Here is a 25,481-nt window from a genome sequence, read left to right as displayed (position 1 = left end):
GTGATTCCAATGAAAGGAGATGATTGGCGCGGGCTTCACTACCGACATTTAGTATCACTACCTAAAGCCGGCAAAAGCCATTCAACAGCGATTTATGAAACGAAAACTTGCATTGCTGGTCGCGGTGCTCATGATGACGGCATCGTGCGACCAGTCCCACCTGCAGCAGGCGCAGGTCCCGGTGATTCCCTCGGTGTCGGAGTCGGACCGGGCGCTGCTGACCTGGGCGGAGGGGAGTGAGAAGCAGGGTGAGAAATCTCCCGCCTCGCCCCCGGCCGTGCAGATGGATCTGCCCAAGGCGGCAGAACTCGACGGGAGGAAGAAACTGGTTCCCGCCATCTATGCCACGTTCGCCCGCAGGACGACTCCTGCACGGGCCAAGTGGCTCGCGGAAATCTGCTACGAAAAAACGGAAGGAACCAAATTCACACCGCTGGACCTGGCTGAGATAGCCCTGGCGGAAACAGGCGGCCACAAACTGTCGTCAAGAGCGGTATCCACCAAGGGTGCCCTCGGGGTCTGGCAGTTGATGCCGGAGCGTGCGGAAAGCCACGGCTACACGACCCAGGACATGTGGGACGACGAGAAGTGCGCGGAAGCGGCCGTGAAGGAGCTTTACGAGAAGCTCGATATGGCCAAGGGCAACAAGGCGCGCGCGAAGCGGCTGTACTGCGGCGCGGGGCCGGCGGCGAGAACCTACGACAGGATCCGCAAGCGCTTCAGAACGGAGATACTGCGGGAAATGCAAAGGGGCATGCTGATGCAGCAGGTCGCGGTCAACCATTAGTCCTTTTGCTGTTTGATGTTTGGTTGTGCTATAGTGGGCGGGTTCTTTCGGGGACCCGCCCTCTTTGTTTCCGGGCTACCGCCTTTTTCAGGAGTATTGCTGTGAGAAAATTGTTTGGCCTTTTATTGGTGATTGTCCTTCTTTCCGGGTGCAGCAAGCTGGTGACCGCGCCGCTGGTCACCGTGCAGGACCTGAACGTGGTTTCGGTTGATCCGAGCGGCGCCGGCATGGAACTCTACCTGCGGGTGCAGAACACCAACAGCTTTGACGTGAAGCTGCAGGGTTACAGCTACGACATCAAGATCATGGCGCTGCCGCTGGCCAAGGGGGGCGCGCGGGAAGAGATCAACTTCCCCGCCCACGAGGAGATCGACGTCCGCATTCCGATCCGCATCACTTTTGCCGATCTGCTGGAAATCTTCAAACGCAAGCCGGACCCGGACAAGATCCCTTACCAGGTGGCAGCGGGGCTGGACCTGGAGACCCCGGTGGGGCAGATGACCGTTCCGGTCAAAAAGAACGGCACCTATGCCATCCCCAAGAAGTACCGTCCGGCAGCCCTCTTCGGCAAGGTCGCCGACCTCTTCAAGTTCTAGTCACGTTACGGACGAATCTTCCGCTGGTCACCTCTCCCTGTGGGAGAGGGTGCCCGAAGGGCGGGTGAGGGAGGGTGCTCGCGCCAATCCCCTCACCCTGACCCTCTCCCGAAGGGAGAGGGGATTGTGGACGCCTGTGGCATAAGATCACCGCCTTCTAAAATTTTGTTGGAGATGTCATGAACGTTGTAGATATCACGGGGCTTTCCAAGAGCTTTGGCTCCCGTGTCCTGATGGACGGTGTCACCTTCGCCGTGGGCGAGGACGAGCGGGTGGGGGTGATCGGTGCCAACGGCGCCGGGAAGTCGACGCTCCTCACCATCCTCGCCGGGGCCGAGGACCGCGACGGCGGCTCCATCGCCATGAAACGTGGGGCCTCGGTCGGCTACCTGAGCCAGGAGCCGGTGCTCGATGACAGCGCCACCGTCGCCGCCGAGATCGAGAGCGGCCTCACCGCCATTCGCGCCGCCATGGCGAGCTTCAACGAGCTTTCCGAAAAGATGGCGGCCAACCCTCCCGACATGGACCGGCTGCTCGCCCGCCAGGGGGAACTTACCGTCTGGATCGAGCACCACGGCGGCTGGAACACCGACCATCGCGTGTCGGAGATGATGACCCACCTGCAGCTCCCCGATCCGAACCAGATTATCGGCACCCTTTCCGGCGGCACCAAGCGCCGCGTCGCCCTGGCGAAGCTGTTGTTGCAGGCGCCGGAGCTGCTGCTTCTGGACGAGCCGACCAACCACCTGGACGCCGACACCACCCAGTGGCTTCAGGACCATCTGAAGGCGTATCCGGGCGCCGTCATGCTGATAACCCACGACCGCTATTTCCTGGACCAGGTGGTGACCCGGATGCTCGAGCTCGAGCGCGGTGCCCTCGTCTCCTACCAGGGGGGATACTCGACCTACCTCACCCTCAGGGAAGAGCGGCTCATGAACGAGGCAAACCGTCGCTCGCGCCTTTTGAACCTGCTGCGCATCGAGACCGACTGGATCCGGCGCGGACCCCCGGCGCGCTCCACCAAGCAAAAGGCGAGGATCGATCGCTACAACGCGCTGGAAGAGAGTCTCTCCGGCCCAGGGCGCCGCGACCTCAAGATCGGCTTCAACACGGAGGAAGGTCTGGGCGGGACTATCCTGGAGCTGGACGGAGTGGCCAAAGGGTATGGCGACAGGACGCTGGTGAACAGCCTCAGCTTCGGCATGAAGCGCGGCGACCGGATCGGCGTGATCGGCCCCAACGGCTGCGGCAAGACCACCCTGATCCGGATGATCATGGGGGAGGAGGAACCCGACCAGGGGAAGGTTGTTGTCGGCAAGAAGACCAAGATCTCCTACTTCGACCAGCTGCGCGAGGTGCTCGATCCCAACCAGACCATCTACGACTTCTTCGGCGAGGGGGACTACGTGACCACCGCCAACGGGGAGAAGCGCCACAAGATCGGCTACCTGGAGGACTTCCTGTTCTCCGGGGAGGACCGCAGGCGTCCGGTGGGGAGCCTCTCCGGCGGCGAGAAGAGCCGGCTTATCCTGGCGAGACTCATGCTGCAGGACTCGAACCTGCTGGTGCTGGACGAGCCCACCAACGATCTCGACATCCCGACCCTGCAGCTTCTGGATGCCTCCATCGCCGCCTTTCCCGGTTGCGTGCTCATGGTGACCCACGACCGCTTCTTCCTGGACAAGGTCGCTACCGGCGTACTGGCCTTTGAAGGTGACGGCAAGACAGTCTTCTACGAGGGGAACTACAGTAACTACCGCGAGCGCAAGGAGGCGGCCCGCGTGGCCGCTGCCGTACAGCGGGTCGAAAAGAAGGAGGCCCAGGCGGCCAAGGTGGAGAAGCCCAAGAAGGGGCTCACCTACGCCGAGCGGATCGAGTTGGAAAAGCTGGAGGGGAGCATCGAGGTGCTGGAGCAGGAGTTTGCCCAGGTGCAGGAACTTTTGGGTGATCCTTCGCGCTACGACACCGTCGCGGGCGGCATCACCGCCATCACCGCCGATTACGGCAGGCTCGAGGGCGAACTCGCCGCGGCATACGGAAGGTGGGAGGAGTTGGAGACGAAGAAGGGCGGGTGACGGTGGATGCCGGAGTCGTTCCATGTTTTGCATATAAAAAGGCTTCTGCGGGGTGTCCCTGCAGAAGCCTTTTTTCATGGGCAACTCCCTCACCCTGGCCCTCTCCCACAGGGAGAGGGGAATGTGGTGGGGGCGTTAAGGGGACAGGCACCTGGCGGAGCCAGTCCCCTCGTCAATTACTTTTGAAAATCTCTTTTGCCAGCCTCAAGCTTACCTTCCTCTTGGTTGCTATCGCGGTGCGGTTGATGGTCTCCAGCGCGTAGACCAGGGACGGGATGTCGCGACGCACCTTCAGGAGCATCTCGTCGATCACGTCGTCGGGCAGGGTCATCTGCCGGTCTTCGGCGAGCTTCTTCAGGATCATGCGCCGGGATTCGTCGTCGGAGACATCCATGCGCGCCACCAATCCCCACAACAGCCGGCTGGTCAGGTGCCCGTCCAGGTGCGGCAGTTCCTTGGGCGGCGTCAGGCCGGCTATGGCGATCTTTCTGCCCGAACTGTAGAAGGCGTTGAACAGCTCCCAAAGCTCGACCCGCAACTCCTGGCGGTCCGGCAGCAGGTTCAGGTCGTCGAGGATGAGGGCCTTGGCGCCAGCGAAGTGTTCGGCAAGCCGGGATGGCCCTTCGCTGCCGTAGCTGCTGCCGTAGAGGGCGCCGGCGTCGCGGAATGAGAAGTACCTGCCATCGACTTCGGTGCAGAGGGCGGTCAGCAGGTGGGTTTTGCCGGACCCTTCCGGGCCGTAGACATAGAGGAGATTCTCGGCGTCGCTGCCGCTGGCAAGCCTCTGCGCGAACTGGTAGGCGGTCTTGTTGCCGCCGCACACCACGAAGTTCTCGAAGCAAAAGCGCGGCACGACCGGAAAGTCAAAGATAAGCTGCATCTCTAGAACAACCTTCCCTGCGGCGGCTCGGGGGCGATCCTGCCGAAATGGCTGTAGGCCGCGGCGGTTGCCACGCGCCCCCTGGGGGTGCGGTTCAGGAAGCCGTTTTGGATCAGGAAGGGCTCGTAGACATCCTCGATGGTGTCGCTCTCCTCGCTGATGGCGGCCGCGATGGTGTCGAGCCCCACCGGTCCCCCGCCGAACTTATCGATGATGGTCAGCAGGATGGCGCGGTCCATGGTGTCGAAACCCATGTCGTCGATCTCCAAAAGCGCCAGCGCCTGGTCCGCCACCTCGCGGGTGATCACGCCATCGGCGCGCACCTGTGCAAAGTCGCGCACGCGGCGCAGCAGGCGGTTGGCGATCCTCGGTGTGCCGCGGCTTCTGCGCGCGAGCTCCAGGGCGCCGTCGGCGGCGATCTCCATGCCGAAGATGCGCGCGGAGCGAGTGATGATGAAGGCGAGTTCCTCGTGGGTGTAGAATTCGAGCCGGGAGATCACGCCGAAGCGGTCCCGAAGCGGCGAGGAGAGCAGACCGGCGCGGGTGGTGGCGCCGACCAGGGTGAACTTGGGGAGGTCGAGCTTGATGGTGCGCGCGCTCGGTCCCTGGCCGATGATGATGTCGAGCTGGAAGTCCTCCATGGCGGGGTAGAGGATCTCCTCCACCACGTGGGAGAGGCGGTGTATCTCGTCGATGAAGAGGACGTCGTGCGGTTCCAGGTTGGTCAGGATGGCGGCGAGGTCGCCCGGGCGCTCGATCACCGGCCCCGAGGTGGACTTGATGTTGACGCCCATCTCGCAGGCGATGATGTTGGCCAGGGTGGTCTTGCCGAGGCCCGGCGGGCCGTACAGCAGCACGTGGTCCAGCGCCTCGCCCCTGCCGCGCGCGGCGTCGATGAAGAGCCCGAGGTTCCCCTTGGCCTTTTCCTGTCCCACGTAGTCCGCCAGCGCCCGGGGGCGCAGCGATGCTTCAAGGAGGTCGTCTTCGGATCTTTCGGCGCTGATAAAGCGGGTCATACCTCTCCTTGCCGGCGGCTGGTGCCGCCCGAATGCAGGGAGCCAAATTATAACAGTTGAGGGTAAAGGTCAAGGGGCATGCCCGGCCCGTCGGGGGACCGCGATGGATCGCGGGCATGGTAAGAAGAGTTGTCGCGGGGAAGGGGGGCCGTGAGGGGCCGCATCCTCTAGTAGCGTCCCAAACCGTTCTTGCTGCTCCGGCTCGTCAGCTATTTCATCAGTTTCTTCAGCGCCTGCTTGAGAAGCGACTCCACGGTGGCGTCTTCCGGAAATTTCAGCTCGGCCAGTGCCTTTTGCACTACGGCCTCCTTGTAGCCCAGGTTGATCAACGCGGAAAGAATGTCCTCGCGGATCTCCGGCTTGGGAGGGGCGGCGGCAGTCCCAGGTGCGGCGGCCGTAATCCCCAGCTTCTTCATCTTTTCCTTGAGTTCCAACACCAGGCGCTCGGCGGTCTTCTTGCCTATGCCGGGAATGGCGGAAAGCCTCGCGATGTCCCCCCTTACCAGCGAGTCGGAGAGTTCCGCCGGCTCACTGTTGGAGAGGATGCTGTTGGCGAGCTTGGGGCCCACCCCGGAGACGCCGATCAGCAACTGGAACAGCTCCTTCTCCTGCTGGGTGCGGAAGCCGTACAGGTTGATGGCGTCCTCCTTGACGGAGGTATGCACCTGCAGGGTCGTGGTGCTCCCTTCGGCGGGGAGGGCGTAGTAGGTGGAGAAGGGGATGAAGACCTGGTAGCCCACGCCGTTCACGTCGAGGATGACGTAGTCGGGGGCCTTGTGCGCGATCTTGCCGGTGAGAAGGGCGATCATTTAAAACCTCGAAAGCGGATTAGTACTATCCTGCGCTGTAAAAGTCCCCCTTTGGCAAAGGGGGGAACGGCAGGTAGCGGAAGCCGATGCGCCCCCTGATAAGGGCTCTACCTGATGCTCTTCAGGAGGGTGCGGATGCCGGCGGAGTGGGCGTGGCAGACGGCTACGGCGAGGGCGTCGGAGGCGTCCTCCTGGGCGATTTCGGGGAGGTTCAGCAGCGCCTTGATCATCTGCTGCACCTGCGTCTTCTCGGCGCGGCCGGTGCCGACCACCGCCTGCTTCACCTGCATCGCGGTGTACTCGTGGACCGGAAGCCCCACGTTGACCGCCGCGACGATGGCGGCCCCGCGTGCCTGGCCGAGCTTCAGTGCGCTCATCGCGTTCTTGGCGAGAAAGACGTCCTCGATCGCAACCACTTCCGGCTGGTACTCGGCGATGATCGCGGAAAGGCCGGTGAAGATCTTCTCCAGGCGTTGCGGGAAGTCCTTGGCGCTCTGGGTGAAGATGGCGCCGTTGTCGATGTGGACCAGGCGGTTGCCCTGCTTGGAGATGAGTCCGTAACCGGTCTTGCGCGAGCCGGGGTCTATGCCGAGAATGATCATGTCAAAACCTTAAGACCGTTAGCCACGGAGAAAATCTGAGAACTTCGGAGAGAACCAAACAAAAGGAATTGGTTTAACTCACAAGCTTTTGCCTTTCTCAGATTTCCTCAGATTTTCTCCGTGGCTAATGGTTTTGCCTTTGCTTCCAAATAAAAAAGCGCGGGGGATGCCCGCGCTCTTAGTACCACAAAACGACATGCTTATGCTACATCATCTTTTCCATGTCCTCGGCGGAGATGTCGAAGTTGGCATAGACGTTCTGAACGTCGTCGTTGTCCTCAAGACGGTCCATAAGCTTCAGCATGTTCTCGGCGTTCTTTCCTTCCAGCTTCACCATGGTCTGCGGGATCATGGTGATCTCCGCGGCCTCCGGCTTGAACCCTGCCGCCTCGAGCGCGCTCTTCACCTGGTGGAACGCGGTCGGGTCGGTCAGTACCTCGTACTGCTCGTCTTCGTCGACCACGTCGTCGGCGCCGGCCTCGATGGCGGCCTCGAACAACTTGTCGAAGTCGGTGCTCTTCGGGTACACCAGGAGCCCTTTCTTGTCGAAGAGCCAGGAGACGCAGCCGGTCTCGCCCATGTTGCCGTTGCACTTGGAGAAGGTGCTCCTCACGTCGGAAACGGTGCGGTTGCGGTTGTCGGTCATGACCTCCACCAGCACCGCGGTGCCGCCCGGACCGTACCCTTCGTAGGTGGTCTCCTCGTAGTTCACGCCTTCCATCCCGCCGACGCCCTTCTTGATGGCGCGCTCGACGTTGTCTTTGGGCATGTTCTCGCCTTTGGCCTTATCGATAGCAGTCCTCAGGCGCGGGTTCCCATCGGGATCGCCACCGCCGAGTTTCGCGGCAACGGTAATTTCCTTGATCAGCTTGGTGAATACCTTGCCGCGCTTGGCATCGGCGGCGCCCTTCTTGTGCTTGATGGTACTCCATTTATTATGTCCTGACATGACTGCTTCCTTTCCGATCAGTTTGTGGATGAAAACGCGAAATACTAACATGCCCAAAAGTGTGTTGTAAAGTGAGAAAATGGCAGTTAAACTGTGTGCGCTGGACCCGCCCGAGCGGGGATTCGACTCCATAGGGGAGAGATCATGGACATGATTCGCCGGATACTGAAAGCCTGCTCGCCTTTGTTTGTGCTGCTCTGTCTCATGCTGTCCCCCATCGGTTGCACCAAGGTGGTCTTCAGAGGCGATGCCCCCCCCATACTGGCCCAGGACGAACTGCTGCGTCCCTTCAAGAAGGTTGGAACCATCGAGGTGCACCGTGTGCGCTACGGCGACAAGGCCGACCTCACCCCTGCAGATTACAGCTGGGCCAACGATGCCCTGCGCGCGGAGGCCGCGAAGATCGGCGCCGACGCCGTGATTTTGCCCGAAGTAAAAATCGAGATGGACACCTACATCTTCTTCCCCAAGAGCGAGATCACCGCGCGCGGGACAGCCATAAAATTCCGCTGACTTTTTCCTCCCACTGAGAGAATTCCGTTGATAAAGGACTCACATTTTTGAGATAGTGTCGCCCGTATACACTATCGTGGCCGAGTGACTCGGCCGCCATGAATTCAATTGATACGGAGGGAAGCCATGAAAGCGGTACTGATGGAAGGTTTCGGCGGCGTCGAGGTGCTCAAGGTGGGCGAGGTGGACAAACCTGTCCCCAAGGAAAACGAGGTGCTGATCAAGGTTCACGCCACCTCGATCAACCGCCCCGACCTGGTGCAGCGCGAGGGGAAATATCCCCCCCCGCCCGGTGACTCCGACATCCTGGGACTCGAAGTGGCCGGCGTCGTCGAGGCGCTCGGAGCGGGCGCGACCGGTTGGAAGGTGGGTGACCGCGTGGTGTCGCTGGTCGGTGGCGGCGGTTACGCCGAGTATGCCGTGGCCTACGCCAACCACCTGATGCCGATCCCGGACAGCGTGAGCTTCGAGGAAGCCGCCTGCATCTGCGAATCCTACATCACCGCGTTCTTGAACGTGTTCATGATCGGCGGGCTGGAAGATGGCCAGACCGCGATCCTGCATGGCGGCGGCGGTGGCGTCAACACGGCCGCTATCCAGCTCTGCAAGGCCCTCGTGCCCAACGCGAAGCTGATCGTCACCGCCTCGCCGGAGAAGATCGAGCGGGTCAAGGGGCTCGGTGCCGACTTGGTGATTAACTTCCGCGAGACCCCGGACTTCAGCGAGGCGGTCAAGGAGTTCACCAACAAGAAGGGTGTTGACGTCATCCTCGACCACGTCGGCGCCAAGTACTTGGCCCCCAACATGAACTCCCTGGGCTACAAGGGGCGGCTGGTCGTCATCGGCGTCATCTCCGGCATCAAGGCGGAGCTCAACCTGGCGCTCATGATGGTGAAGCGCCAGCAGATCATCGGCAGCGTGCTCCGCTCCCGTCCGGTGTCCGAGAAGGGTGAGATCGCGGCCGAGTTCGTGCGTCGCGCCATGCCCAAGTTCGCCGACCGCACCATCGTCCCGATCATCGAGAAGGTGTTCCCCATCGACCAGGTGGTCGAGGCGCACCGGATGATGGAAGAAGACAAGCACTTCGGCAAGATCGTGCTGAAGATAGCGCAATAACAAAACCCAAAAGCGGAACACAGAGTACACAGGGGAGCACGGAGGACACAGAGAGAAAGGCTTGAAGGTTTTAAACCCGCTTCAAGTTTTTCCCCTGTGCCCTCTGTGGACCTCGGTGTCCTCTGTGGTAACGCTTTTGGGGTTTCAACAAAGGAGAGTACAGCTACAGGATGGAAGCTTATTCGGATTTTTTCTTCACGGTGTGGATCAGGTTCTTCTTCCTGCTCACCCCCTTCTTCGTACTCTCCACCTTCCTGGCCATGACCCCGGAGTTGACGGCGAGCGAGCGGCGCTCCACGGCACTGCGGGTCACCCTCGCGGTCCTGGTCGCCTGCTTCGTCCTGTACTCCTTCGGCAACACCCTCTTCTCGCTGTTCGGGATCACGCTCGACTCGTTCAGGATCGGGGCGGGGAGCCTCCTCTTCCTCTCGGCGGTGCACATGGTGCACGGCGACGACAGTGCGCCTCCCAGCGAGAAGCGCGGCGCCATCTCCGTGGTACCGCTGGCGATTCCAGTTACCGTCGGCCCCGGGACCACCGGCGCGCTCCTGGTCATGGGCGCCGAGGTGCAGCACAACTGGCAGGTGTTCGTTGGCCTGGCCGCCCTGGCCATGGCGGTTCTCTGCGTGGGGATCCTCTTGGTCTGCGCCTCCTTCATCGAGCATATCGTCGGCAAGAAGGGGATCACCATCTTGAGCAAGCTGACCGGTCTCTTCGTCGCCGCGCTCGCCGCCCAGATCGTCTTCACCGGCGTCAGGAACTTCCTGAAGATCGGCGCGTAAGTCAAAAGCCTCAACACAGAGGACACCGAGGATCTCAGAGGACACAGAGAAGTGCTTGAAGGTTTAAACCTTCAGCTTTCCTCCGTGTCCTCTGTGCGCTTCCGTGTTGTCTGTCTTTGGCTTTGATTTATGTGCAACAGTTAATTCCTGATTGACTTCCTGCCCCGTTTCACGTTATGTTCCGCGTGGTCTTTACCTGTTTGACAGTTCCAACTGTCAGGACAACCTCGATGGGAGCCGGCTGGAACCGATGGTGAACAGCAGAAAACTACACGTTGCAGCCGCGTTCGCTGTGATCTTCTTCCTGGTCTTCGCAGGTATGAGGATCGCGCTCCTCGACCGTTCCCCCAGACCCAAGCCCAAGCCGCGCGCCGTCCTCAACCTGTCTGTCCAGAAGGCGCAATCCGCCTCCAATTGCAGTGACGCTTTCCCCCTCCATGCGGTCGATGGTGAATTCCACCGCCATAACCTCAACGCGCCTGCCGGGCGCTTCTACGCCTTGACCCGGCTGGTGGCCGCCCATACCGAAAGCCCCTGCACGAAGACCCTGCACGGTCGTTCCCCACCCTCCTGCTGATTCCCTAATTTGTCTTGAAACTGGCCGGTGTGCTGTACCTTGCCTGTCGTATCCGCGACAAGGCCGGTCGCTTCATGCCCGGCGCCCAAGCAGCGTCTTGCCCCGCCTGGTCCAACCTGCGGGCGCGCTGTCGTCTCTTGTCGCGTGCGGGAGCCTTGCCACGTCCCTTCGGGGACACCAGCGTCGGAAATGCCATGTCCCTTATATCCATCGTCATACCCGTATTCAATGCCGAGACGACCATAGCCCCCCTGTGCCAGGCCCTGGTCTCTCAACTGAATGATCAATACCGCATCGAGATCGTGCTGGTGAACGATTACAGCCGCGACGGTTCCGATGCCGTCTGTCGCCAGCTCCACCTTGCTTCCCCGGAGACGGTCACCTACCTCTCCCTGTCCCGCAACTTCGGCGAACACAACGCTGTGATGGCCGGGCTGAACCAGGCGCGAGGCGACTACGTGGTCGTCATGGACGACGACTTCCAGAACCCGCCCTCGGAGGTGCCCAAGCTGCTGGCCGAGATCGCCAACGGGTACGATGTCGTCTACTGTCAATACCCGAGAAAGAGCGACAGCTGGTTCCGCAACCTCGGGAGCTACTTGAACGGGACTCTCGCCCGCGTCACCCTGGACAAGCCGGCGAGCCTCTACCTCTCGAGCTTCAAGGTGATGAACCGCTTCCTGGTGGACCAACTCATCGCGCACAAAAGCCCGAACGTCTACCTCGACGCGCTCATCCTGCGCAGCACCCGCAACATCGGCACCGTGGAGGTGCGCCATGATCCGCGCCGCGAAGGAAGATCCGGTTACACGCTCAAGAAACTCATCGATCTCTGGGGCAACGTCTTCGTGAGCTATTCGCTGATCCCGCTGCGCCTGCTTGCGGTCGCGGGAGCGGTCCTGACCCTCGCTGGAGTCTATTCCGTCTCCGCCATGCTGATCCGCGGATGGCTTCCCATGTTGAACGACCCAAGTGACCTCGAATCGTTGAATTCCATCACCATGTTCTTCCGCGGGGTCCAGTTGCTGGCCACAGGGGTGGTCGGCGAGTACGTGGGGCGCATCTATCTCAAATTGAACCAGGAGCCGCAATTCATCGTCAGGGAAAGCTGGGCCGCGGGGAGGGAGCGCAATGGCAGCTAACATGAGCGCCGCGATGCTCGCGGCAGGGGACACCATCCCCCCCGATCACGCCGCAGGAGTGGTGGCTTCGCGCAGCGGTGGCTTCGCCCTGCACGACGACACCTTCGTTGACCATTGGATCGCCGCGTCCCGGCGGGGATGCTCGCTCAACAACATGCTGGTGCCGCTGGATGCGGTGCAGGGGTGGCACAGGGAACCGGCCACCGGCAACATCCGCCACGATAGCGGCCGGTTCTTCAGCGTGATGGGGGTGCACGTCCGGCACCGGGTGGGGCACCACCACCTGGAATGGGATCAGCCGATCATCGAGCAGCCGGAGGTGGGGATTCTCGGGATCGTGGCAAAGTACATCCACGGCACGCTCCACTTCTGCCTCCAGGCCAAGGAGGAACCGGGCAACGTGGGAGGTGTCCAGCTCTCCCCGACGGTCCAGGCTACCTACAGCAACTACACCAGGGCCCACGGGGGGGCGAGGCCGCTCTTCATCGAACCGTTCATCGAGCCGGACCCCGCCCGGAGGCTGTTCGCCCGACTGCAGACCGAAGATGGCGGCAGGTTTCTGTACAAGTCGAATCGCAACATGATCATGCTCGCGGGTGATGAGCTGCCGGTGGAACTTCCGGAGGGATTCATCTGGCTGACTCTGCGCCAGATCGCCTCCCTTATCCGCCGCGACAACCTGGTGAACGCCTGCACGCGCAGCATCCTGGCCTCTCTCGCCGGCGCCGGAAGCGCGGGGCGGCCGGTCACCGCAGCGGGGCGGGACGGGCTGTGCGACACGCTGCAGTGGCTGGACGACCGCAGGGCGGCGACACACATGCTGACCAGACGCATCGGGCTGAACGATCTCCGGGAATGGCGTCTGGACGAGAAGGGGTACTTCTCCCATGTGTCCAGCGCGTTTTTCCGCATCGTGGGGCTGAAGGTCTCCTCGCAAACCCGGGAGGTGGGCTCTTGGGGGCAGCCGATCATCGAGAATCCCGCCTCCGGGATCATCGGGCTGCTGCTTCGCGAAGGGCCCGAAGGAACGGAACTGCTGATGCAGGCCAAAGCGGAGACCGGCAATCGCACCACGGTCCAACTCGGTCCCACGGCCCAGTTCACCCAGGGAAACTACGAAGGAAACGGGAAGCTGGAAAAGCCGTTCCTGTTTGAGGAGTTCGCCGCGCCCGGCCGCTTCCCGCTGGTTCACGAGAGCCGCCAGGCCGAAGAAGGGGCGCGGTTTTACCGCGAATACAACCTGCACCGCATCCTGATGCTTCCCGAGGGAGCCGAGCTGGCGCTGCCCGCCGACTATCGCTGGCTTACGCTGCGGCAGGCACTCGTGCTGGTGCACCTGGGTGAGCAGGTCAACTCGTGCGCGCGGAGCATCATGTCGTGCCTGCTGTGATGACTCTGCGGGTGCAGGAACAGGAGGGTGGTGGGGAAAGGGGGACACTATGCATGGTGTGAATCACACCGTCAGCTACTGGGAGTATCTCGGAGAGTACGCGCCGCGCCGCGAGGAGTACCTGGACGCGGTGGACCGCGTTTTTTCCTCGGGGCGGCTGGTACTGGGGCGGGAGGTGGCGGAATTCGAACAGGGGCTGGCGGGGTATTGCGGGGCCGCGTTCGCCGTCGGCGTCAACTCCGGAACGGACGCCATCCTCCTGGCATTGAAGGCTTTGGGGATAGGGGGCGGTGACGAGGTAATCACCGTCTCCAATACCGCCGTCCCTACCGTGGCCGCGATCCGTGCCAGTGGGGCGACGCCGGTCTTCGTCGACGTCGAGGAGGACACGTACCTCATGGATGCCTCCCTCGTCGAGGCCGCGGTCACCCCGCGTACCCGTTGCCTGCTGCCGGTGCACCTGTGCGGGCAGATGGCGGACATGGTGCCGTTGCGGGAGATCGCCGGCCGGCGGGGGCTGCGGGTGGTCGAGGACTGCGCCCAGGCCTGTGGCGCCACCTACCGGGGACAGCGGGCCGGCAGCTTCGGTGACGCGGGAGCCTTCTCCTTCTACCCGACCAAGGTGCTCGGGGCGTACGGCGACGCCGGCGCAATGACCACCTCCGATCCGGAACTTGCCGCGCGGATCAGGCGGCTGCGCTTTTACGGCATCGAGCAGGGGTACCACGCCGAGGAGGAGGGATTCAATTCCCGGCTGGACGAGGTGCAGGCGGCGATCCTGAACCTGAAGCTTCCCCGGATCGAGGCGGCGGCGTCAGCCCGGCGCGACATTGCCCGCATATACGATGAGGGGCTAGCCGGGGTGGGGGACCTGGGCCTTCCCTTCGTTGGCGGAGAACGTCGGCACCAGTACTACCTGTACACGGTGCGCACGCGGCGCCGCGACCGGCTAATGGAGTTCCTGACCGGGGAGGGGATCCAGACCAAGATCAACTACCCGCACCCGGTGCACCTGATGCGGGGCTACTCCACGCTCGGATACCGGGCGGGGGACCTGCCGGTCACAGAGCGTCTCGCCCGCACCATCCTCTCGCTTCCCATCTACCCGGAACTGCCGCAAAGTCATGCAGAAAGGGTGGTGGAGGCGGTGCGCCGCTTTTTCCGCGAGGGGCGATGAACCAGCAGCGCCCGGTCAGGATGCTGTATAGCCGAAAAAACGCACCGCTCGCCTCGTTGGAGGGGAGGGCGCTCCGGCTGCCAGTCGGGCCAAGTTATCTGCCGTCCCGCGGAAGGGGTACGGCTGGACAGGAGAGGACATGAAGAAGCGACGCAAGGCGGCAAGAGAAGAACAGGGGACGCTCGCACAGGCAGCGCCGGATGGTGACGAGGAACTCAGCCTGTGGCGCGACCCCCTGGTCCATGTCCTGCTGGTCCTGGTGGTGGGACTGGCAGCCTACTCCAACATCATCTGGGCCCCTTTCGTCTTCGACGACGTGCCGTTTCTGGCCGGGAACCCGCTGATCAAGGACTTCGGGTTCTTCGCGGACCCGCAACGCGTATTCGAACTACCCATTAATCCCGACCTCAAGCACAACTTCGTGCTGCGCCCGGTCGCCTACTTCACCTTTGCGCTCAACCACGCTCTGCATGGACTTGATGTCGGGGGCTATCACGTGGTCAATCTCCTGCTGCACCTGGCGGACGCCCTGCTCGTGTACCTGCTGCTGTGGCTCACCTTGAGGACGCCGGTGCTCCGGAGCGATGGGGATGGGGACCAGCCCGCGCAGCGCTACTACTACCTCCCCTTCGTATCCAGCCTCTTGTTCGTTTGTCACCCGCTGCAGACCCAGGCGGTGACCTACGTCATCCAGCGCTTCGTGCCGCTGGTAGCCTTGTTTTACATCGGCGCGCTGGTCCTTTATGCGGCCGGCCGACTGGCCGCGGGCAAAGGGGCCCGGACGGCATGCTACCTGGGGGCGTTTTTCGCCTGCGTCCTGGCCATGAAGACCAAGGAGAACGCCTTCACCCTGCCGGTCGTGATCCTGCTCTACGAAGTGGTCTTCTTCCGGGGCGCGGTCACCGCCCGCCGTGTACTCAGTCTGGCCCCCTTCGTGCTGACCATGGCAATAATCCCGGTCAAGCTGATGCAGCTATCGGCGATGTCGGCGACGACCGCGGGGGCGAAGGTCGCGGGCGCGGTGAACCTGATCAACTTCAAGCAGATCTCTTCCTGGGAATACCTGATGACCCAGTTCGGCGTCATCGCCACCTATCTCAGGCTGCTGTTCATCCCGGTTGGCCAGAATTTCGATTACGACTACCCGCTGCAACAGACGCTGCTGGCCCCGGCCGTCCTGCTTCCGCTGGCCCTTCTCGTGGGGCTTGCAGGGGGAGGCGCCTGGCTGTTGTTCCGGACGCGGGGGCGTCGCGGGATGGCGTGCGCGCCGCTCGCCCTTGCCGGCTTCGGCATCTGGTGGTTCTTCATCACCCTGAGCGTGGAGTCGAGCGTGGTGCCCATCGATGATCTGATCTTCGAGCACCGGGCGTACCTCCCCTCGGTTGGGTTCTTCATCGCAGTGGTCACCGGCGCCTTTTCCTTGCTGCCGCTGCGGGAGGGGGAACCGCTGGGGACGTCGCGCTTGGCGATTGCGGCCTTCGCCCTGTTGGTCACGGTAAGCGCGGCGGCTGCATATGCGAGAAACAGTGTCTGGGAGACGCCTGTTTCCCTCTGGCGCGACAACGTGCGCAAGAGTCCGGGCAAGCCCCGCTCCCACTTCTCGCTGGGGGTGGCGCTGGCGGACACCCTGCCACCCTGGCACACCGATGATATCAACGTCATGCTGCAGCCAATGAACGCCAGGCAAAACGAGGTGCTTGCCGAGCTGGTGCGGGAATTCAAGACCGCCATCAGGCTTGACCCGCAATCGGGGGCCGCATATACCTTTCTGGGCGGAGCGCTGCTGGTTCAGAAAAGGTTTGCTGAGGCATCCGATGCGCTGGCCCGTGCCGCCGCGCTGGAACCGCGGGATGCCCGCCCCCCCGCGTTCATGGGGCAGGTCCTCGAGGCGCAGGGGGACCTGGCGGGTGCGCGCCGCAAGTACCTGGAAGCCATCGCCGTCGATCCCTCCGCCCAGTATGCGCACCTTTTCCTGGCGCGGCTTTGCGTCCGGGAGCGCAGGCATGCGGAGGCGCTTGCCGGATACGAAACGGCCTATTCCCTCTCTCCCCGGCCCGACCTGGAACCGGAGATAGCCCGGCTGCGGCAAGTGGTGGGCGTGCGGTGACCCGGGCTGGACAACAAAAAAAGGGGGCTCCGTTTACCGGAGCCCCCTTTTCCTTCATCCCTTTTATCTTTTATGCCTGTTCGTTCATCCTTACAGGCTCAGCTCCCCATGCCCGTTGCACAGCCTGTCGCGCTCGGCAATGACGTCGGCGTCCTCGAGGTAGTCATCGAAGTTCATGTCGCGGTCGATGATGCCGCCCGGGGTGATCTCGATGATCCTGTTGGCCACGGTGGATACGAACTCGTGGTCGTGGGAGGCGAAGAGCACCACCTCGGTGTAGGAGATGAGCCCGTTGTTGAGGGCGGTGATCGACTCCAGGTCCAGGTGGTTGGTGGGCTCGTCCAGGATCAGCGCGTTGGCGCCGGTGAGCATCATCCGGGAGAGCATGCAGCGCACCCGCTCCCCGCCGGAGAGGACGGCGGTTTTCTTGGTCGCCTCGTCGCCGGAGAAGAGCATCCTGCCCAAAAAGCCGCGCGCGAAGCTCTCACCCTCGGTGGGAGGTGAATACTGCCCCAGCCACTCGATCAGGTTCATGTCGCTCTTGAAGTAGTCGCCGTTCTCCTTGGGAAAGTAGGCGTTGGTGATGGTGACGCCCCAGCGGAAGGTCCCCGCGTCCGGCTCCATTTCGCCGGCGAGGATCTGGAACAGGGTGGTCTTCGCCAGGGAGTTGCTCCCCACGAAGGCGATCTTGTCCCCCTTCCTCACGATCAGGTCCAGGTCCTTGAACACCTGCACGCCGTCCACGGTCTTGGTAAGCCCCTTCACCTCGAGGATGATGTCGCCGCAGGGGCGCTCCGGTTTGAACACCACCCACGGGTACTTGCGGGAAGAGACCGGCATATCCTCGATGGTCAGCTTCTCGAGAAGCTTCTTCCTGGAGGTGGCCTGCTTCGCCTTCGATGCGTTGGAGGAGAAGCGCTGGATGAACTCCTTCAGTTCGGCGGCCTTGTCCTGCACCTTGCGGTTCTCGTCCTGGCGCTGCTTCAGGTTTAACTGGCTCGCCTGGTACCAGAAGTCGTAGTTGCCGACGTAGACCATGATGCGGCTAAAGTCGATGTCGGCTATGTGAGTGCAGACCTGGTTCAGGAAGTGACGGTCGTGGGATACCACGATCACGGTGTTCTGGAAGCGGTACAGGAAATCTTCCAGCCAGGAGATCGACTTCAGGTCCAGGTGGTTGGTCGGCTCGTCCAGGAGGAGTACGTCGGGATTGCCGAAGAGCGCCTGCGCCAGGAGCACGCGCACCTTGTCGCCCGCTTCCAGCTCCTTCATCAGTTTGCCGCGCAACTCCTCGGGGATGCCCAGGCCGTTCAGCAGCACCGCCGCCTCGCTTTCCGCCTCGTACCCGTTCATCTCGGCGAAATCCGCCTCCAGTTCTGCGGAACGGATGCCGTCTTCCTCGCTGAACTCAGGCTTGGAATAGATGGCGTCCCGCTCGGCCATCACCTCGTAGAGTTTCTTGTGCCCCATGATCACCGTGTTGAATACGGTGTGCTCGTCGTAGGCGAACTGGTCCTGCTTTAAGACCGCGATCCTGCCCTTGCCGACCGAGATATCCCCCTTGTCGGGCTCGATGTCGCCGGCCAGGATCTTCAGGAAGGTTGACTTGCCGGCGCCGTTGGCGCCGATCAGGCCGTAGCAGTTGCCGGGGGTGAACTTTATGTTTACGTCCTTGAACAGTACCCTCTTGCCATAGGAAAGGGTGACGTTTGATGCGCTGATCATGGTTGCTCCTTCTGCGAAAAATGAAAAGACCACAGGTTAGCCTGTGGTCGTGAACCTCGTATTTATAACATCCCGGCAACTGGCAGGGCAACGTCTTTTTTCTCTTGTGGCAGGATTTTAACTGTACCGGTGACCCAGTACGGCGCTGTCGCTTTTCTTATAAAAAAATGCTAAAGTCACGCCCAGCGCTGTCGAGGAGACAAAGATGCCAGTCTCGGTCGGTCCGGCCATTGTCACAAGCGCCGCCGCCGAGCAGCCTATGGAGCATACATGAAGATTGTCGACAAGATGAACCGCGACCGGCAGTTCATCTCTCTTGAGTTTTTCCCGCCCAAAGACAAGAAGGAGTGGCCCGGTTTCTTCCAGGTGGTCGATCGCCTGGCGCAGCTCAATCCCCTCTTCGCCTCGGTCACCTACGGTGCCGGCGGCAGCACCAGGGGGGATACCCTCGAGATCGTGAGCCGGTTGAAAAGCGAGCACGGCCTGGACACCATGGCGCACCTGACCTGCATCGGCGCGTATCGCGGCGACCTGCAGCTCTTCCTGGACAGTCTTGCCGAGGCCGGGGTGAACGACGTCCTCGCCCTGCGGGGCGACCTTCCCAAGGACGCCCCCCCCGAGTTCTCCGCCTGCCGCACGCTGTTGCACGCTTCCGACCTCGCCGCCTTCATCAAGGAGTCCCACCCGGGCATGGGGATCGGCGTGGCGGGGTATCCCGAGGTGCACCCGGAGGCGGTAGATGCCGAACACGACCTCTCCTACCTGAAACTGAAGCTGGACCAGGGGGGCGACTTCGCCATTACCCAGCTCTTTTTCGACAACGCGCTCTACTTCGATTTCGTCGCCAAGGCCCGTTCCATCGGCATTGACAAGCCTATCATTCCCGGTATCATCCCCGTGGTCAGCCTCAAGGTGATACAGCGCATCATCTCCCTTTGCGGGGCGAAGCTCCCGGCTGCCCTCCTGGCACAGCTGGAGGCGGCCGACCGCGCGGGGGGGGCGGCCGCCGTTCAGGAGGTGGGGGTGGCCCACGCGCGGAGACAGGCCGAGGAACTGTTGGCCGCCGGCGTTCCCGGGGTGCACATTTACACGTTGAACCGGGACCAGGTGGTGCTCGACCTGGTGCAAGGACTGCTGCCGTAGGACCTGCAATGCAATCTGATTGAAATGGCGGCTGCTCGTGACTGCCGCAAGGGGGCGAGGTGAACAAGTTACTGCTTTTCCTGCTGCTTGGCGCGCTCATCATCTGCGCGCTTCCCTCTCGGCTCCTCGCCGACTATTACACCTACACCGACAACCGCGGTGCGGTGCACATGACCAACAAACTGCAGGCGGTCCCGGCCAAATTTCGCGCCACCATGAAGGTGACGCGCGAAGAGCCGAAAAAGCAGCCTGCCGTCCAGGCCCAGGACGCCGCGCAATCCGCGCCCGATAACCAGTCGGTGCAGCAGGAGGCGCCGGCGGTGGAGCCGGGGCGCTTCGCGCAGCTGGCGTCGCGCCACGTCTGGCTCAAACCGCTTCTGGCCGTCGCCGTTATCGTTGCCCTCTTCGCCGCGGCCTGCAAACTCGCCACTTTGCTCTCTTCGCCCATGCTCTCCAGGGTGATCTACATCTCCTTTTTCATCGGGGTCATGGTCTTTCTCTACAAGACCTACGTGGACTACATGGTCGAGAGCAGCATGAAAATCAAGGAGCGCGCGGTTACCATGATGAAGAAATCCTCCAACCGCGAGCTGCCTGACCCGGCCGCCGGAGCCCCGGCAGAGCCTCGGGTCACACCGATGCCAGCTTCTGATTCAATGAACCGGCAGTGACGCCGGCTGCAGCACAACAAACCTAGGAGGGTGCCACAATGCTTGTACGAGACAGGATGACGAAAAACCCGATAACCATCATTCCCGACATCTCGGTGACTGAGGCGTTGCGTCTGATGGGGGAAAAGAAGATTCGGCGTCTCCCGGTAGTAGACCGCTCCGGGCAGTTGGTGGGGATTGTTTCCGATCGGGACCTGTTTCAGGCCTCCCCGTCGCCGGCGACCTCGCTCGCCATCTGGGAGATCCATGACCTGCTCGCCAAGCTGACCGTAGGAAAATGCATGGCCAGGGACGTCATCACTGTCTCCGAGGATACCCCGCTCGAGGAGGCGGCCCGCATCATGGTGGACCGCAGGATCGGCGGACTGCCGGTAGTGAACGCGGGCAAACTGGTGGGCATCATCACCGAGTCCGACCTGTTCAACATCCTGCTTGAGCTCCTGGGCGGGCGCCGCCAGGGGGTGCGCCTCACCGTCGCCACCACCGGCGCCAAGGGGACCCTCGCCGACGTCACCAAGACCATCTACGAGGCGGGCGGCAACATCGTGGGGCTTGGCTTCAGCGAGGTCGAAGGCAACAATGCCGACACCTGGGTCAACACCTTCAAAGTGCAGGGGGTGACCAAGGAGAAGCTGGTGGAAGCGATCCGTCCGCACGTGCGCGAGATCATGGACGTGCGCGAAACTTCATGATCCACGGGGGCGTTATGCACCTGATCCAGATCCTGCTGCCGCTTTACGACAACGAGGGGAACCCGTTCACCCAGGACGAGTTTCTCAAGGTTCGCGACGAGCTCTCGGAGCGCTTCGGCGGCATCACCACCTACATGCGCTCTCCGGCGCGCGGGCTCTGGAAGGAGACCAAGGACACCACGGTCCAGGATGACATCGTCATCTACGAGGTGATGACCCCGAAACTGGACCGGGCCTGGTGGCGGGAGTACCGGCAGCAGTTGACGGCCGATTTCCGGCAGGCGCTGTTGATCATCAGGGCGAGCGCGGTGGAACTCATCTAGCCGCCGGCGCCGCAAGACCGAAAAAAAGCCGGGTGCCGCAGGCGACCATCATGGTCGCCGGGCACCCGGCTTTTTCATCGCTGGCTCTCAGGTCCTAGAACCGCTCGAAAGAATCGTCGTCCATCTCCAAGTCGGCCCCGACGGCCTTGCCCACCTGTCCGGAACCGCTCTGCGCAGTCGCCGCCTTGGCCACAGTCATCTGTTTGGCGCCCGGCTTATCCTTTGCCTTGGCGTGCGTGACCGGCCTTGCTTTGGTCCTGGCCTCGTCTCCTGTCTTGAAGAAGGCGATGGTGCTCTGCAACTGCTCGGCCTGCGAGGCGAGTTCCTCGGCGGTGGAGGACATCTCCTCGGAGGCGCTGGCGTTTTGCTGGATGACCTGGTCGAGCTGCTGGATCGCCTTGTTGATCTGCTCGGCGCCGGTGTCCTGCTCGCGGCTGGCGGCGCTGATTTCCTGGACCAGTTCTGCGGTCTTCTGGATGTCCGGCACCATCTTAGCCAAAAGTTCGCCGGCCTTTTCCGCGATGCTCACGCTGTTGGCGGAGAGTTCTGAAATCTCGCCCGCCGCCTTCTGGCTCCGTTCCGCGAGTTTCCTCACCTCGCTGGCGACCACGGCGAACCCCTTGCCGTGCTCGCCGGCCCGGGCAGCCTCGATGGCGGCGTTCAAGGCCAGCAGGTTAGTCTGGCGCGCGATTTCTTCGATTATGTTGATCTTGCTGGCGATTTCCTTCATGGCATGGACGGTTTCCAATACCGCCTTGCCCCCGTCCCTGGCGTCTTCCGCCGATTTCACCGCAATCTTCTCGGTCTGGATGGCGTTGTCGGCGTTCTGGCGGATGTTGGAGGTCATCTGCTCCATGCTGGAGGAGGCTTCCTCGGCGGCGGCCGCCTGCTCGCTCGCGCCTTGCGACATCTCCTCGGAACTGGAGGAGAGTTCCTGGCTCCCCTGCGCCACGTAGTTGGTGGCCGCCTTCACCTCGGTCACCACCTCTTTCAGCTTGTTCAGCATGGTGCTCATGGCGGCGAGGAGCTGCCCGGTTTCGTCTTTGGAGGTCTGACCTATCTCGAAGGTCAGGTCGCCGTCGGCAAGGCGGTTGGCCGTGTCGACGCCCACCTGCAGCGGTTTCTTGATGCTGGACGTGACCAAAAAGCTCAGGGCGACGGCAAGGAACAGGGCCACTAGGGAAATGGTGATCAGCAGCAAGACCACATGCTGGGTCGCCTTCTGGACCACTCCCTTCTCCTGTTCCATGATCTTGTTCGACTCCTGGGCCATCGTGATGGCCGTAGTCTCCATCTTATGGCTTTCATCCTTGAACGCATCAACAGCGGCATTGGCCTCGGCCGGATTCCTGAGCTTGCCGTCAATGATGGCGGTGGCTACCTTGGCAAACCCCGCCTTGTAGCTGAGGAAGTTGTCTTTGATGGTCTTGACCTGTTCCACGTCCTCCTTGCTGTGCACGACCTTTTCCAGGTCGGCGAGACGTTCGTTCAACTTCGTCTCTTCCTCCTTCCACTTCGCGTAATACTCCCCGACCTGCTTGGCGTCCGCGATGTTCAGGAACATGTCCTTTTCATAGCGCCTCATCCCCACGACGTTGGACCTGGCCCTCGCCGCATGCTCCGCGATTTTGGCCTCGGTGTCGAGGATGTTGACGATCGTGTTTTCGCTCTCCTTGACTCCCCAGTACCCGGTGCCCGCGATTCCCGCGAGCAGCAAGACGACGAGCCCGAAACTCAGCAACAACCTTGTACCGATCTTCATGTTCTTGAGCATTTTTATTCCCCCCTTAGGCGCAGTGCCTATCTAATAACCTTCCCTTAACTGACGTATCGGTCGTGCCCTGGTATACGGAATGCTCCTGTTGGAAGCCATGCTTTCTAAAATTCCCACAGCGGGCTAGGGCAGGGTCACTTCTTTGTCCCTTTTTCCCTGTGTCAATGTGAGTATCGGGTGCAATGTTATTTTCTTAAGTAAAGAATTGAGATGTGAGGGGAATGTAGTCACCAGTGACCAAGGCTCACGGGGGATAAGTGATGGCGGGTAAAGATTTGAGAGAGGATAAAAGGGCGTATGAGAGTTTGCGGAGAGGGAGCCCCCGCCTTAATTCTGGCTGGGGGGCTCGTATTTGTATCCGGCCCCGTAAATGGAGTGGATCAACTCCTGGTCGGGGGCGACCGCGGAGATCTTCTTGCGCAGCTTCTTGATGTGGCTGTCGATGGTCCGATCGCTCACTATGCGCTGGTCGGTGTAGATCCGGTCCATCAACTGGGAGCGTGAATAGATGCGTCCCGGGTTCTGGTAGAGAAAGTGGAAAAGTTTGAATTCCACCACGGTCAGGTCGAGGTCGTGCCCGTGCCACTGGGCCGAGTACCGGTCCGGGTCGAGGGTGAGGCCGCCGGCGGACGGTGCCGGCTGTTCCACGCTGCGGCGCAGCACCGTTTTCACCCGCGCCACCACCTCGCGCGGGCTGAAGGGCTTGCAGATGTAGTCGTCGGCGCCAAGCTCCAGGCCGAGCAACCGGTCGATCTCCTCGACGCGGGCCGTGATCATGATGATGGGGAGTCGCGAGAAGGTGCGTATCTCCTTGCAGATCTCCAGGCCGTCGCGTCCGGGGAGCATCAGGTCGAGCAGCATCAGGTCCGGCTGCTGCTCGCGCACCCGCGGCACCACCTCCGTGCCGTTGGCGATCCAGACGGTCTCGAAGCCGGATTGCTTCAGGTAATCCCCCAAAAGGCTGGCCAGTTTTTCCTCGTCCTCGACGATCATGATGGTCTGTGTCATGTCCGACTCCCGGTAAGCGGCAGTTCTATCCTGATCAGCACCCCCCCCTTGGGGGAGGGGAGTGCGACGATGGTCCCCTCGTGCGCCTCGACGATGTTCTTGCAGATGGCAAGGCCGAGCCCGGCGCCACCCAGGGCGCGGTTCCTGGAATTCTCGACGCGGAAGAGGCGGTCGAAGAGCTGGGCCAGTTCCTCCGGCTTCACCCCGGGTGCCGAGTCGGCGAACTCCACCAGGGCCCGGCCGTCGTCGCGCCTGAGCCGTACCGACAGCTCACCTCCCTGGTCGGTGTACTTGAGCGAGTTGTCCAAGAGGTTGCAAAAAAGCTGGTTCAGCCGGACCGCGTCCGCGAAGACGGTCAGTTCCTGGTCCGGAAGTTCCGGCCGTAGCGCGATGTTCTTGTGGCGGAACTTGACGTCGAACGGCTCCAATGTGTCCTCCAGGAGTTCGGTCAGGTCGACCAGTTCCTTCCTGTAATTGAGCGCGCCAATGTCGGACATGGAGACTTGGTACAAATCTTCCACCAGCCGCCCCAGGTGCATCACCTCGGCGTGCAGCGAACGCATCGACTCCGGCCCCAGTGGGCGCACCCCGTCTTGCAGCGCCTCGATCTCGCCGCGCAGGATGGAGAGCGGCGTGCGCAGTTCGTGCGAGATGTCGGCAAGGTAGCGCCGGCGGGCCCGCTCGTTGTTTTCCAGGGAGAGGGCGAGGGTGTTGAAATCGCGGGCGAGTTGTCCCAGTTCGTCGGTGGACTCCACCGGCACCCTGGTGTCGTATTCGCCGGAGGCTAGCCGGTGCAGGGAGCCCGCGAGCCTCTTGATCGGCTCGACCAGGCGGTGCGCCAATGGTAGCGAGAGCGCCGCCGTCACGAGCAGCATCACGACGGCCACCAGTCCCATGGTGAGCTTTTGCTGCTTCACGAAGAGGAGCTGGTAGGTGTCGGTGAGCCGCTGCCTTGGGCGCAGCGCCAGGTACCCGATCACCTCGCCGTCGCTGGTCAGCTTCTTCACCTGCGCCGTGTCGAGGTTGCCCTGCGTTCCTTGGATCAGGCGCTTGTCGGGATCGAGCAGCACCACGCGTCCCTCGAAACGGTAGGCGAAGCGCGGCGGTAGGTGCTGCCCCTGACCGCTCATGTTGGCGAAGTCGCGCCGCGCCATCCTGCGCTGGGCGCTGTCGCTGTCGCCCCCCTCACGTCCTTCCCGGGTCGCGGATACCATGTCGAACCAGGTGGAGGACTCCTGTTGCAGGAAGTCCCAGTTGCCGTTTTGGCTGTAGGACTGCTCCAGCACGTGGGCCAGCCGCTGCAGGCGGTCCTTCTCCATGGTGTTCACGTAGGCGAGAAAGCCGTGCCCGATGCTCCACTGCATGATGAGGAACATGGAGATTACCACCGCGCCGGTTGCTGCGAGCATGGTGCAAAAGAGCCTGTATTTTATCTTTACCTTCATGAGATCCACCGTTTAAGTCACTGGTACAGTTTGTTATTAACATAGTTGTCATCATTGTGCCATTGCATCTTTGTGCGGAATTGAAATTCCACATTTGCTCCACAATTGTTCCTTATTGTGCTGGTAGCTTGAATCTCAAAGAATGAATGAGCCTGGCCGCGAAGTCACGGCGCCGGGAA

General features: G+C 62.0%; 24 protein-coding genes. 15 read left to right on the top strand and 9 right to left on the bottom strand.

Annotation, left to right across the window (positions count from 1 at the left end):
* The first annotated feature begins 94 nt into the window (after nucleotides 1–94).
* The 3 genes from JFN90_RS10045 to JFN90_RS10035 all read left to right on the top strand — a co-directional run bounded on the left by JFN90_RS10045 (nucleotide 95) and on the right by JFN90_RS10035 (nucleotide 3,461).
* Entirely contained in the window at nucleotides 95–787 is a 693-nt protein-coding gene (locus JFN90_RS10045) for a transglycosylase SLT domain-containing protein (RefSeq protein WP_199394984.1), read from the top strand.
* 101 nt (nucleotides 788–888) lie between these two features.
* Nucleotides 889–1,383 carry an LEA type 2 family protein gene (locus tag JFN90_RS10040; protein WP_199394983.1) on the top strand — a complete coding sequence of 165 codons (495 nt, stop codon included), beginning with the start codon at nucleotides 889–891 and terminating at the stop codon, nucleotides 1,381–1,383.
* Nucleotides 1,384–1,562: 179 nt separating this feature from the next.
* Nucleotides 1,563–3,461 (top strand): ABC-F family ATP-binding cassette domain-containing protein, encoded by a 1,899-nt coding sequence (locus JFN90_RS10035; RefSeq protein ID WP_199394982.1) that lies wholly within the window; start codon nucleotides 1,563–1,565, stop codon nucleotides 3,459–3,461.
* Between the two features lie 172 nt (nucleotides 3,462–3,633).
* Here the strand turns inward: JFN90_RS10035 and JFN90_RS10030 are convergent, their stop codons facing one another.
* The 5 genes from JFN90_RS10030 to JFN90_RS10010 all read right to left on the bottom strand — a co-directional run bounded on the left by JFN90_RS10030 (nucleotide 3,634) and on the right by JFN90_RS10010 (nucleotide 7,717).
* Nucleotides 3,634–4,341 (bottom strand): DnaA/Hda family protein, encoded by a 708-nt coding sequence (locus JFN90_RS10030; protein ID WP_199394981.1) that lies wholly within the window; start codon nucleotides 4,339–4,341, stop codon nucleotides 3,634–3,636.
* A gap of 2 nt (nucleotides 4,342–4,343) precedes the next feature.
* A complete protein-coding gene (gene ruvB / locus JFN90_RS10025; RefSeq protein ID WP_199394980.1) occupies nucleotides 4,344–5,357 on the bottom strand; it encodes a Holliday junction branch migration DNA helicase RuvB in 1,014 nt (337 codons plus the stop codon).
* A gap of 209 nt (nucleotides 5,358–5,566) precedes the next feature.
* Nucleotides 5,567–6,166 carry a Holliday junction branch migration protein RuvA gene (ruvA, locus tag JFN90_RS10020; protein WP_199394979.1) on the bottom strand — a complete coding sequence of 200 codons (600 nt, stop codon included), beginning with the start codon at nucleotides 6,164–6,166 and terminating at the stop codon, nucleotides 5,567–5,569.
* 107 nt (nucleotides 6,167–6,273) lie between these two features.
* The gene (ruvC, locus tag JFN90_RS10015) at nucleotides 6,274–6,768 is read right to left on the bottom strand and encodes a crossover junction endodeoxyribonuclease RuvC (protein ID WP_199394978.1); all 495 of its coding nucleotides are present in this window, start codon (nucleotides 6,766–6,768) and stop codon (nucleotides 6,274–6,276) included.
* 205 nt (nucleotides 6,769–6,973) lie between these two features.
* Nucleotides 6,974–7,717: a YebC/PmpR family DNA-binding transcriptional regulator gene (locus JFN90_RS10010; RefSeq protein WP_199394977.1), complete on the bottom strand. Its 744-nt coding sequence runs from the start codon at nucleotides 7,715–7,717 to the stop codon at nucleotides 6,974–6,976.
* Between the two features lie 144 nt (nucleotides 7,718–7,861).
* Between JFN90_RS10010 and JFN90_RS10005 the strand changes: the two genes are divergently transcribed.
* The 8 genes from JFN90_RS10005 (at nucleotide 7,862) to JFN90_RS09970 (ending at nucleotide 16,521) form a co-directional block, all read left to right on the top strand.
* On the top strand, nucleotides 7,862–8,230 hold the full coding sequence (locus JFN90_RS10005; protein ID WP_199394976.1) for a hypothetical protein: 369 nt from the start codon (nucleotides 7,862–7,864) through the stop codon (nucleotides 8,228–8,230).
* 126 nt (nucleotides 8,231–8,356) lie between these two features.
* Nucleotides 8,357–9,346 (top strand): NAD(P)H-quinone oxidoreductase, encoded by a 990-nt coding sequence (locus JFN90_RS10000; RefSeq protein ID WP_199394975.1) that lies wholly within the window; start codon nucleotides 8,357–8,359, stop codon nucleotides 9,344–9,346.
* A gap of 170 nt (nucleotides 9,347–9,516) precedes the next feature.
* Nucleotides 9,517–10,128, top strand: coding sequence for a MarC family protein (locus tag JFN90_RS09995; RefSeq protein ID WP_199394974.1), 612 nt, complete (start codon nucleotides 9,517–9,519; stop codon nucleotides 10,126–10,128).
* A 250-nt stretch (nucleotides 10,129–10,378) separates the two neighbouring features.
* Nucleotides 10,379–10,705, top strand: coding sequence for a hypothetical protein (locus tag JFN90_RS09990; protein WP_199394973.1), 327 nt, complete (start codon nucleotides 10,379–10,381; stop codon nucleotides 10,703–10,705).
* A 194-nt stretch (nucleotides 10,706–10,899) separates the two neighbouring features.
* On the top strand, nucleotides 10,900–11,847 hold the full coding sequence (locus JFN90_RS09985) for a glycosyltransferase family 2 protein (RefSeq protein ID WP_199394972.1): 948 nt from the start codon (nucleotides 10,900–10,902) through the stop codon (nucleotides 11,845–11,847).
* Nucleotides 11,837–13,237, top strand: coding sequence for an NDP-hexose 2,3-dehydratase family protein (locus JFN90_RS09980; RefSeq protein WP_199394971.1), 1,401 nt, complete (start codon nucleotides 11,837–11,839; stop codon nucleotides 13,235–13,237). The genes JFN90_RS09985 and JFN90_RS09980 overlap by 11 nt, the downstream gene beginning before the upstream one ends.
* Before the next feature lie 49 nt (nucleotides 13,238–13,286).
* Complete coding sequence (locus JFN90_RS09975; RefSeq protein ID WP_199394970.1) at nucleotides 13,287–14,414, top strand: DegT/DnrJ/EryC1/StrS family aminotransferase; 1,128 nt, start codon at nucleotides 13,287–13,289, stop codon at nucleotides 14,412–14,414.
* A gap of 139 nt (nucleotides 14,415–14,553) precedes the next feature.
* Nucleotides 14,554–16,521 carry a tetratricopeptide repeat protein gene (locus JFN90_RS09970; protein WP_199394969.1) on the top strand — a complete coding sequence of 656 codons (1,968 nt, stop codon included), beginning with the start codon at nucleotides 14,554–14,556 and terminating at the stop codon, nucleotides 16,519–16,521.
* A gap of 90 nt (nucleotides 16,522–16,611) precedes the next feature.
* Here the strand turns inward: JFN90_RS09970 and JFN90_RS09965 are convergent, their stop codons facing one another.
* The gene (locus tag JFN90_RS09965; RefSeq protein ID WP_199394968.1) at nucleotides 16,612–18,246 is read right to left on the bottom strand and encodes an ABC-F family ATP-binding cassette domain-containing protein; all 1,635 of its coding nucleotides are present in this window, start codon (nucleotides 18,244–18,246) and stop codon (nucleotides 16,612–16,614) included.
* 270 nt (nucleotides 18,247–18,516) lie between these two features.
* Between JFN90_RS09965 and JFN90_RS09960 the strand changes: the two genes are divergently transcribed.
* From JFN90_RS09960 to JFN90_RS09945, 4 genes are read left to right on the top strand one after another with little or no spacing between them, the layout of a single operon-like run.
* The gene (locus tag JFN90_RS09960) at nucleotides 18,517–19,389 is read left to right on the top strand and encodes a methylenetetrahydrofolate reductase (protein ID WP_199394967.1); all 873 of its coding nucleotides are present in this window, start codon (nucleotides 18,517–18,519) and stop codon (nucleotides 19,387–19,389) included.
* A gap of 59 nt (nucleotides 19,390–19,448) precedes the next feature.
* Nucleotides 19,449–20,060 carry a DUF4124 domain-containing protein gene (locus JFN90_RS09955; RefSeq protein ID WP_199394966.1) on the top strand — a complete coding sequence of 204 codons (612 nt, stop codon included), beginning with the start codon at nucleotides 19,449–19,451 and terminating at the stop codon, nucleotides 20,058–20,060.
* A 38-nt stretch (nucleotides 20,061–20,098) separates the two neighbouring features.
* Complete coding sequence (locus tag JFN90_RS09950; RefSeq protein ID WP_199394965.1) at nucleotides 20,099–20,752, top strand: CBS and ACT domain-containing protein; 654 nt, start codon at nucleotides 20,099–20,101, stop codon at nucleotides 20,750–20,752.
* 14 nt (nucleotides 20,753–20,766) lie between these two features.
* The gene (locus JFN90_RS09945) at nucleotides 20,767–21,075 is read left to right on the top strand and encodes a hypothetical protein (RefSeq protein ID WP_199394964.1); all 309 of its coding nucleotides are present in this window, start codon (nucleotides 20,767–20,769) and stop codon (nucleotides 21,073–21,075) included.
* Between the two features lie 94 nt (nucleotides 21,076–21,169).
* Here the strand turns inward: JFN90_RS09945 and JFN90_RS09940 are convergent, their stop codons facing one another.
* From JFN90_RS09940 to JFN90_RS09930, 3 genes are all read right to left on the bottom strand, one after another.
* Entirely contained in the window at nucleotides 21,170–22,849 is a 1,680-nt protein-coding gene (locus tag JFN90_RS09940) for a methyl-accepting chemotaxis protein (protein ID WP_199394963.1), read from the bottom strand.
* 327 nt (nucleotides 22,850–23,176) lie between these two features.
* Nucleotides 23,177–23,857 carry a response regulator gene (locus JFN90_RS09935; protein ID WP_199394962.1) on the bottom strand — a complete coding sequence of 227 codons (681 nt, stop codon included), beginning with the start codon at nucleotides 23,855–23,857 and terminating at the stop codon, nucleotides 23,177–23,179.
* Nucleotides 23,854–25,302, bottom strand: a complete 1,449-nt coding sequence (locus JFN90_RS09930) for an ATP-binding protein (RefSeq protein ID WP_199394961.1) — start codon at nucleotides 25,300–25,302, stop codon at nucleotides 23,854–23,856. Before JFN90_RS09930 ends, JFN90_RS09935 begins: the two co-directional genes overlap by 4 nt.
* Nucleotides 25,303–25,481 lie beyond the last annotated feature (179 nt).

The organism is Geomonas propionica (genome assembly GCF_016458235.1).
Taxonomy (GTDB): domain Bacteria; phylum Desulfobacterota; class Desulfuromonadia; order Geobacterales; family Geobacteraceae; genus Geomonas; species Geomonas propionica.
Note: the sequence above shows the minus strand (reverse complement) of the source record. Positions and strands in the feature narration are given on the sequence as shown.

Coding starts and splice junctions, on each gene's coding strand:
- JFN90_RS10045 (WP_199394984.1), top strand. CDS start 95: ATGAAACGAAAACTTGCATTGCTGGTCGCGGTGCTCATGATGACGGCA.
- JFN90_RS10035 (WP_199394982.1), top strand. CDS start 1,563: ATGAACGTTGTAGATATCACGGGGCTTTCCAAGAGCTTTGGCTCCCGT.
- JFN90_RS10030 (WP_199394981.1), bottom strand. CDS start 4,341: ATGCAGCTTATCTTTGACTTTCCGGTCGTGCCGCGCTTTTGCTTCGAG.
- ruvB (WP_199394980.1), bottom strand. CDS start 5,357: ATGACCCGCTTTATCAGCGCCGAAAGATCCGAAGACGACCTCCTTGAA.
- ruvA (WP_199394979.1), bottom strand. CDS start 6,166: ATGATCGCCCTTCTCACCGGCAAGATCGCGCACAAGGCCCCCGACTAC.
- ruvC (WP_199394978.1), bottom strand. CDS start 6,768: ATGATCATTCTCGGCATAGACCCCGGCTCGCGCAAGACCGGTTACGGA.
- JFN90_RS10010 (WP_199394977.1), bottom strand. CDS start 7,717: ATGTCAGGACATAATAAATGGAGTACCATCAAGCACAAGAAGGGCGCC.
- JFN90_RS10005 (WP_199394976.1), top strand. CDS start 7,862: ATGGACATGATTCGCCGGATACTGAAAGCCTGCTCGCCTTTGTTTGTG.
- JFN90_RS10000 (WP_199394975.1), top strand. CDS start 8,357: ATGAAAGCGGTACTGATGGAAGGTTTCGGCGGCGTCGAGGTGCTCAAG.
- JFN90_RS09995 (WP_199394974.1), top strand. CDS start 9,517: ATGGAAGCTTATTCGGATTTTTTCTTCACGGTGTGGATCAGGTTCTTC.
- JFN90_RS09990 (WP_199394973.1), top strand. CDS start 10,379: ATGGTGAACAGCAGAAAACTACACGTTGCAGCCGCGTTCGCTGTGATC.
- JFN90_RS09985 (WP_199394972.1), top strand. CDS start 10,900: ATGTCCCTTATATCCATCGTCATACCCGTATTCAATGCCGAGACGACC.
- JFN90_RS09980 (WP_199394971.1), top strand. CDS start 11,837: ATGGCAGCTAACATGAGCGCCGCGATGCTCGCGGCAGGGGACACCATC.
- JFN90_RS09975 (WP_199394970.1), top strand. CDS start 13,287: ATGCATGGTGTGAATCACACCGTCAGCTACTGGGAGTATCTCGGAGAG.
- JFN90_RS09970 (WP_199394969.1), top strand. CDS start 14,554: ATGAAGAAGCGACGCAAGGCGGCAAGAGAAGAACAGGGGACGCTCGCA.
- JFN90_RS09965 (WP_199394968.1), bottom strand. CDS start 18,246: ATGATCAGCGCATCAAACGTCACCCTTTCCTATGGCAAGAGGGTACTG.
- JFN90_RS09960 (WP_199394967.1), top strand. CDS start 18,517: ATGAAGATTGTCGACAAGATGAACCGCGACCGGCAGTTCATCTCTCTT.
- JFN90_RS09950 (WP_199394965.1), top strand. CDS start 20,099: ATGCTTGTACGAGACAGGATGACGAAAAACCCGATAACCATCATTCCC.
- JFN90_RS09945 (WP_199394964.1), top strand. CDS start 20,767: ATGCACCTGATCCAGATCCTGCTGCCGCTTTACGACAACGAGGGGAAC.
- JFN90_RS09940 (WP_199394963.1), bottom strand. CDS start 22,849: ATGCTCAAGAACATGAAGATCGGTACAAGGTTGTTGCTGAGTTTCGGG.
- JFN90_RS09935 (WP_199394962.1), bottom strand. CDS start 23,857: ATGACACAGACCATCATGATCGTCGAGGACGAGGAAAAACTGGCCAGC.
- JFN90_RS09930 (WP_199394961.1), bottom strand. CDS start 25,302: ATGAAGGTAAAGATAAAATACAGGCTCTTTTGCACCATGCTCGCAGCA.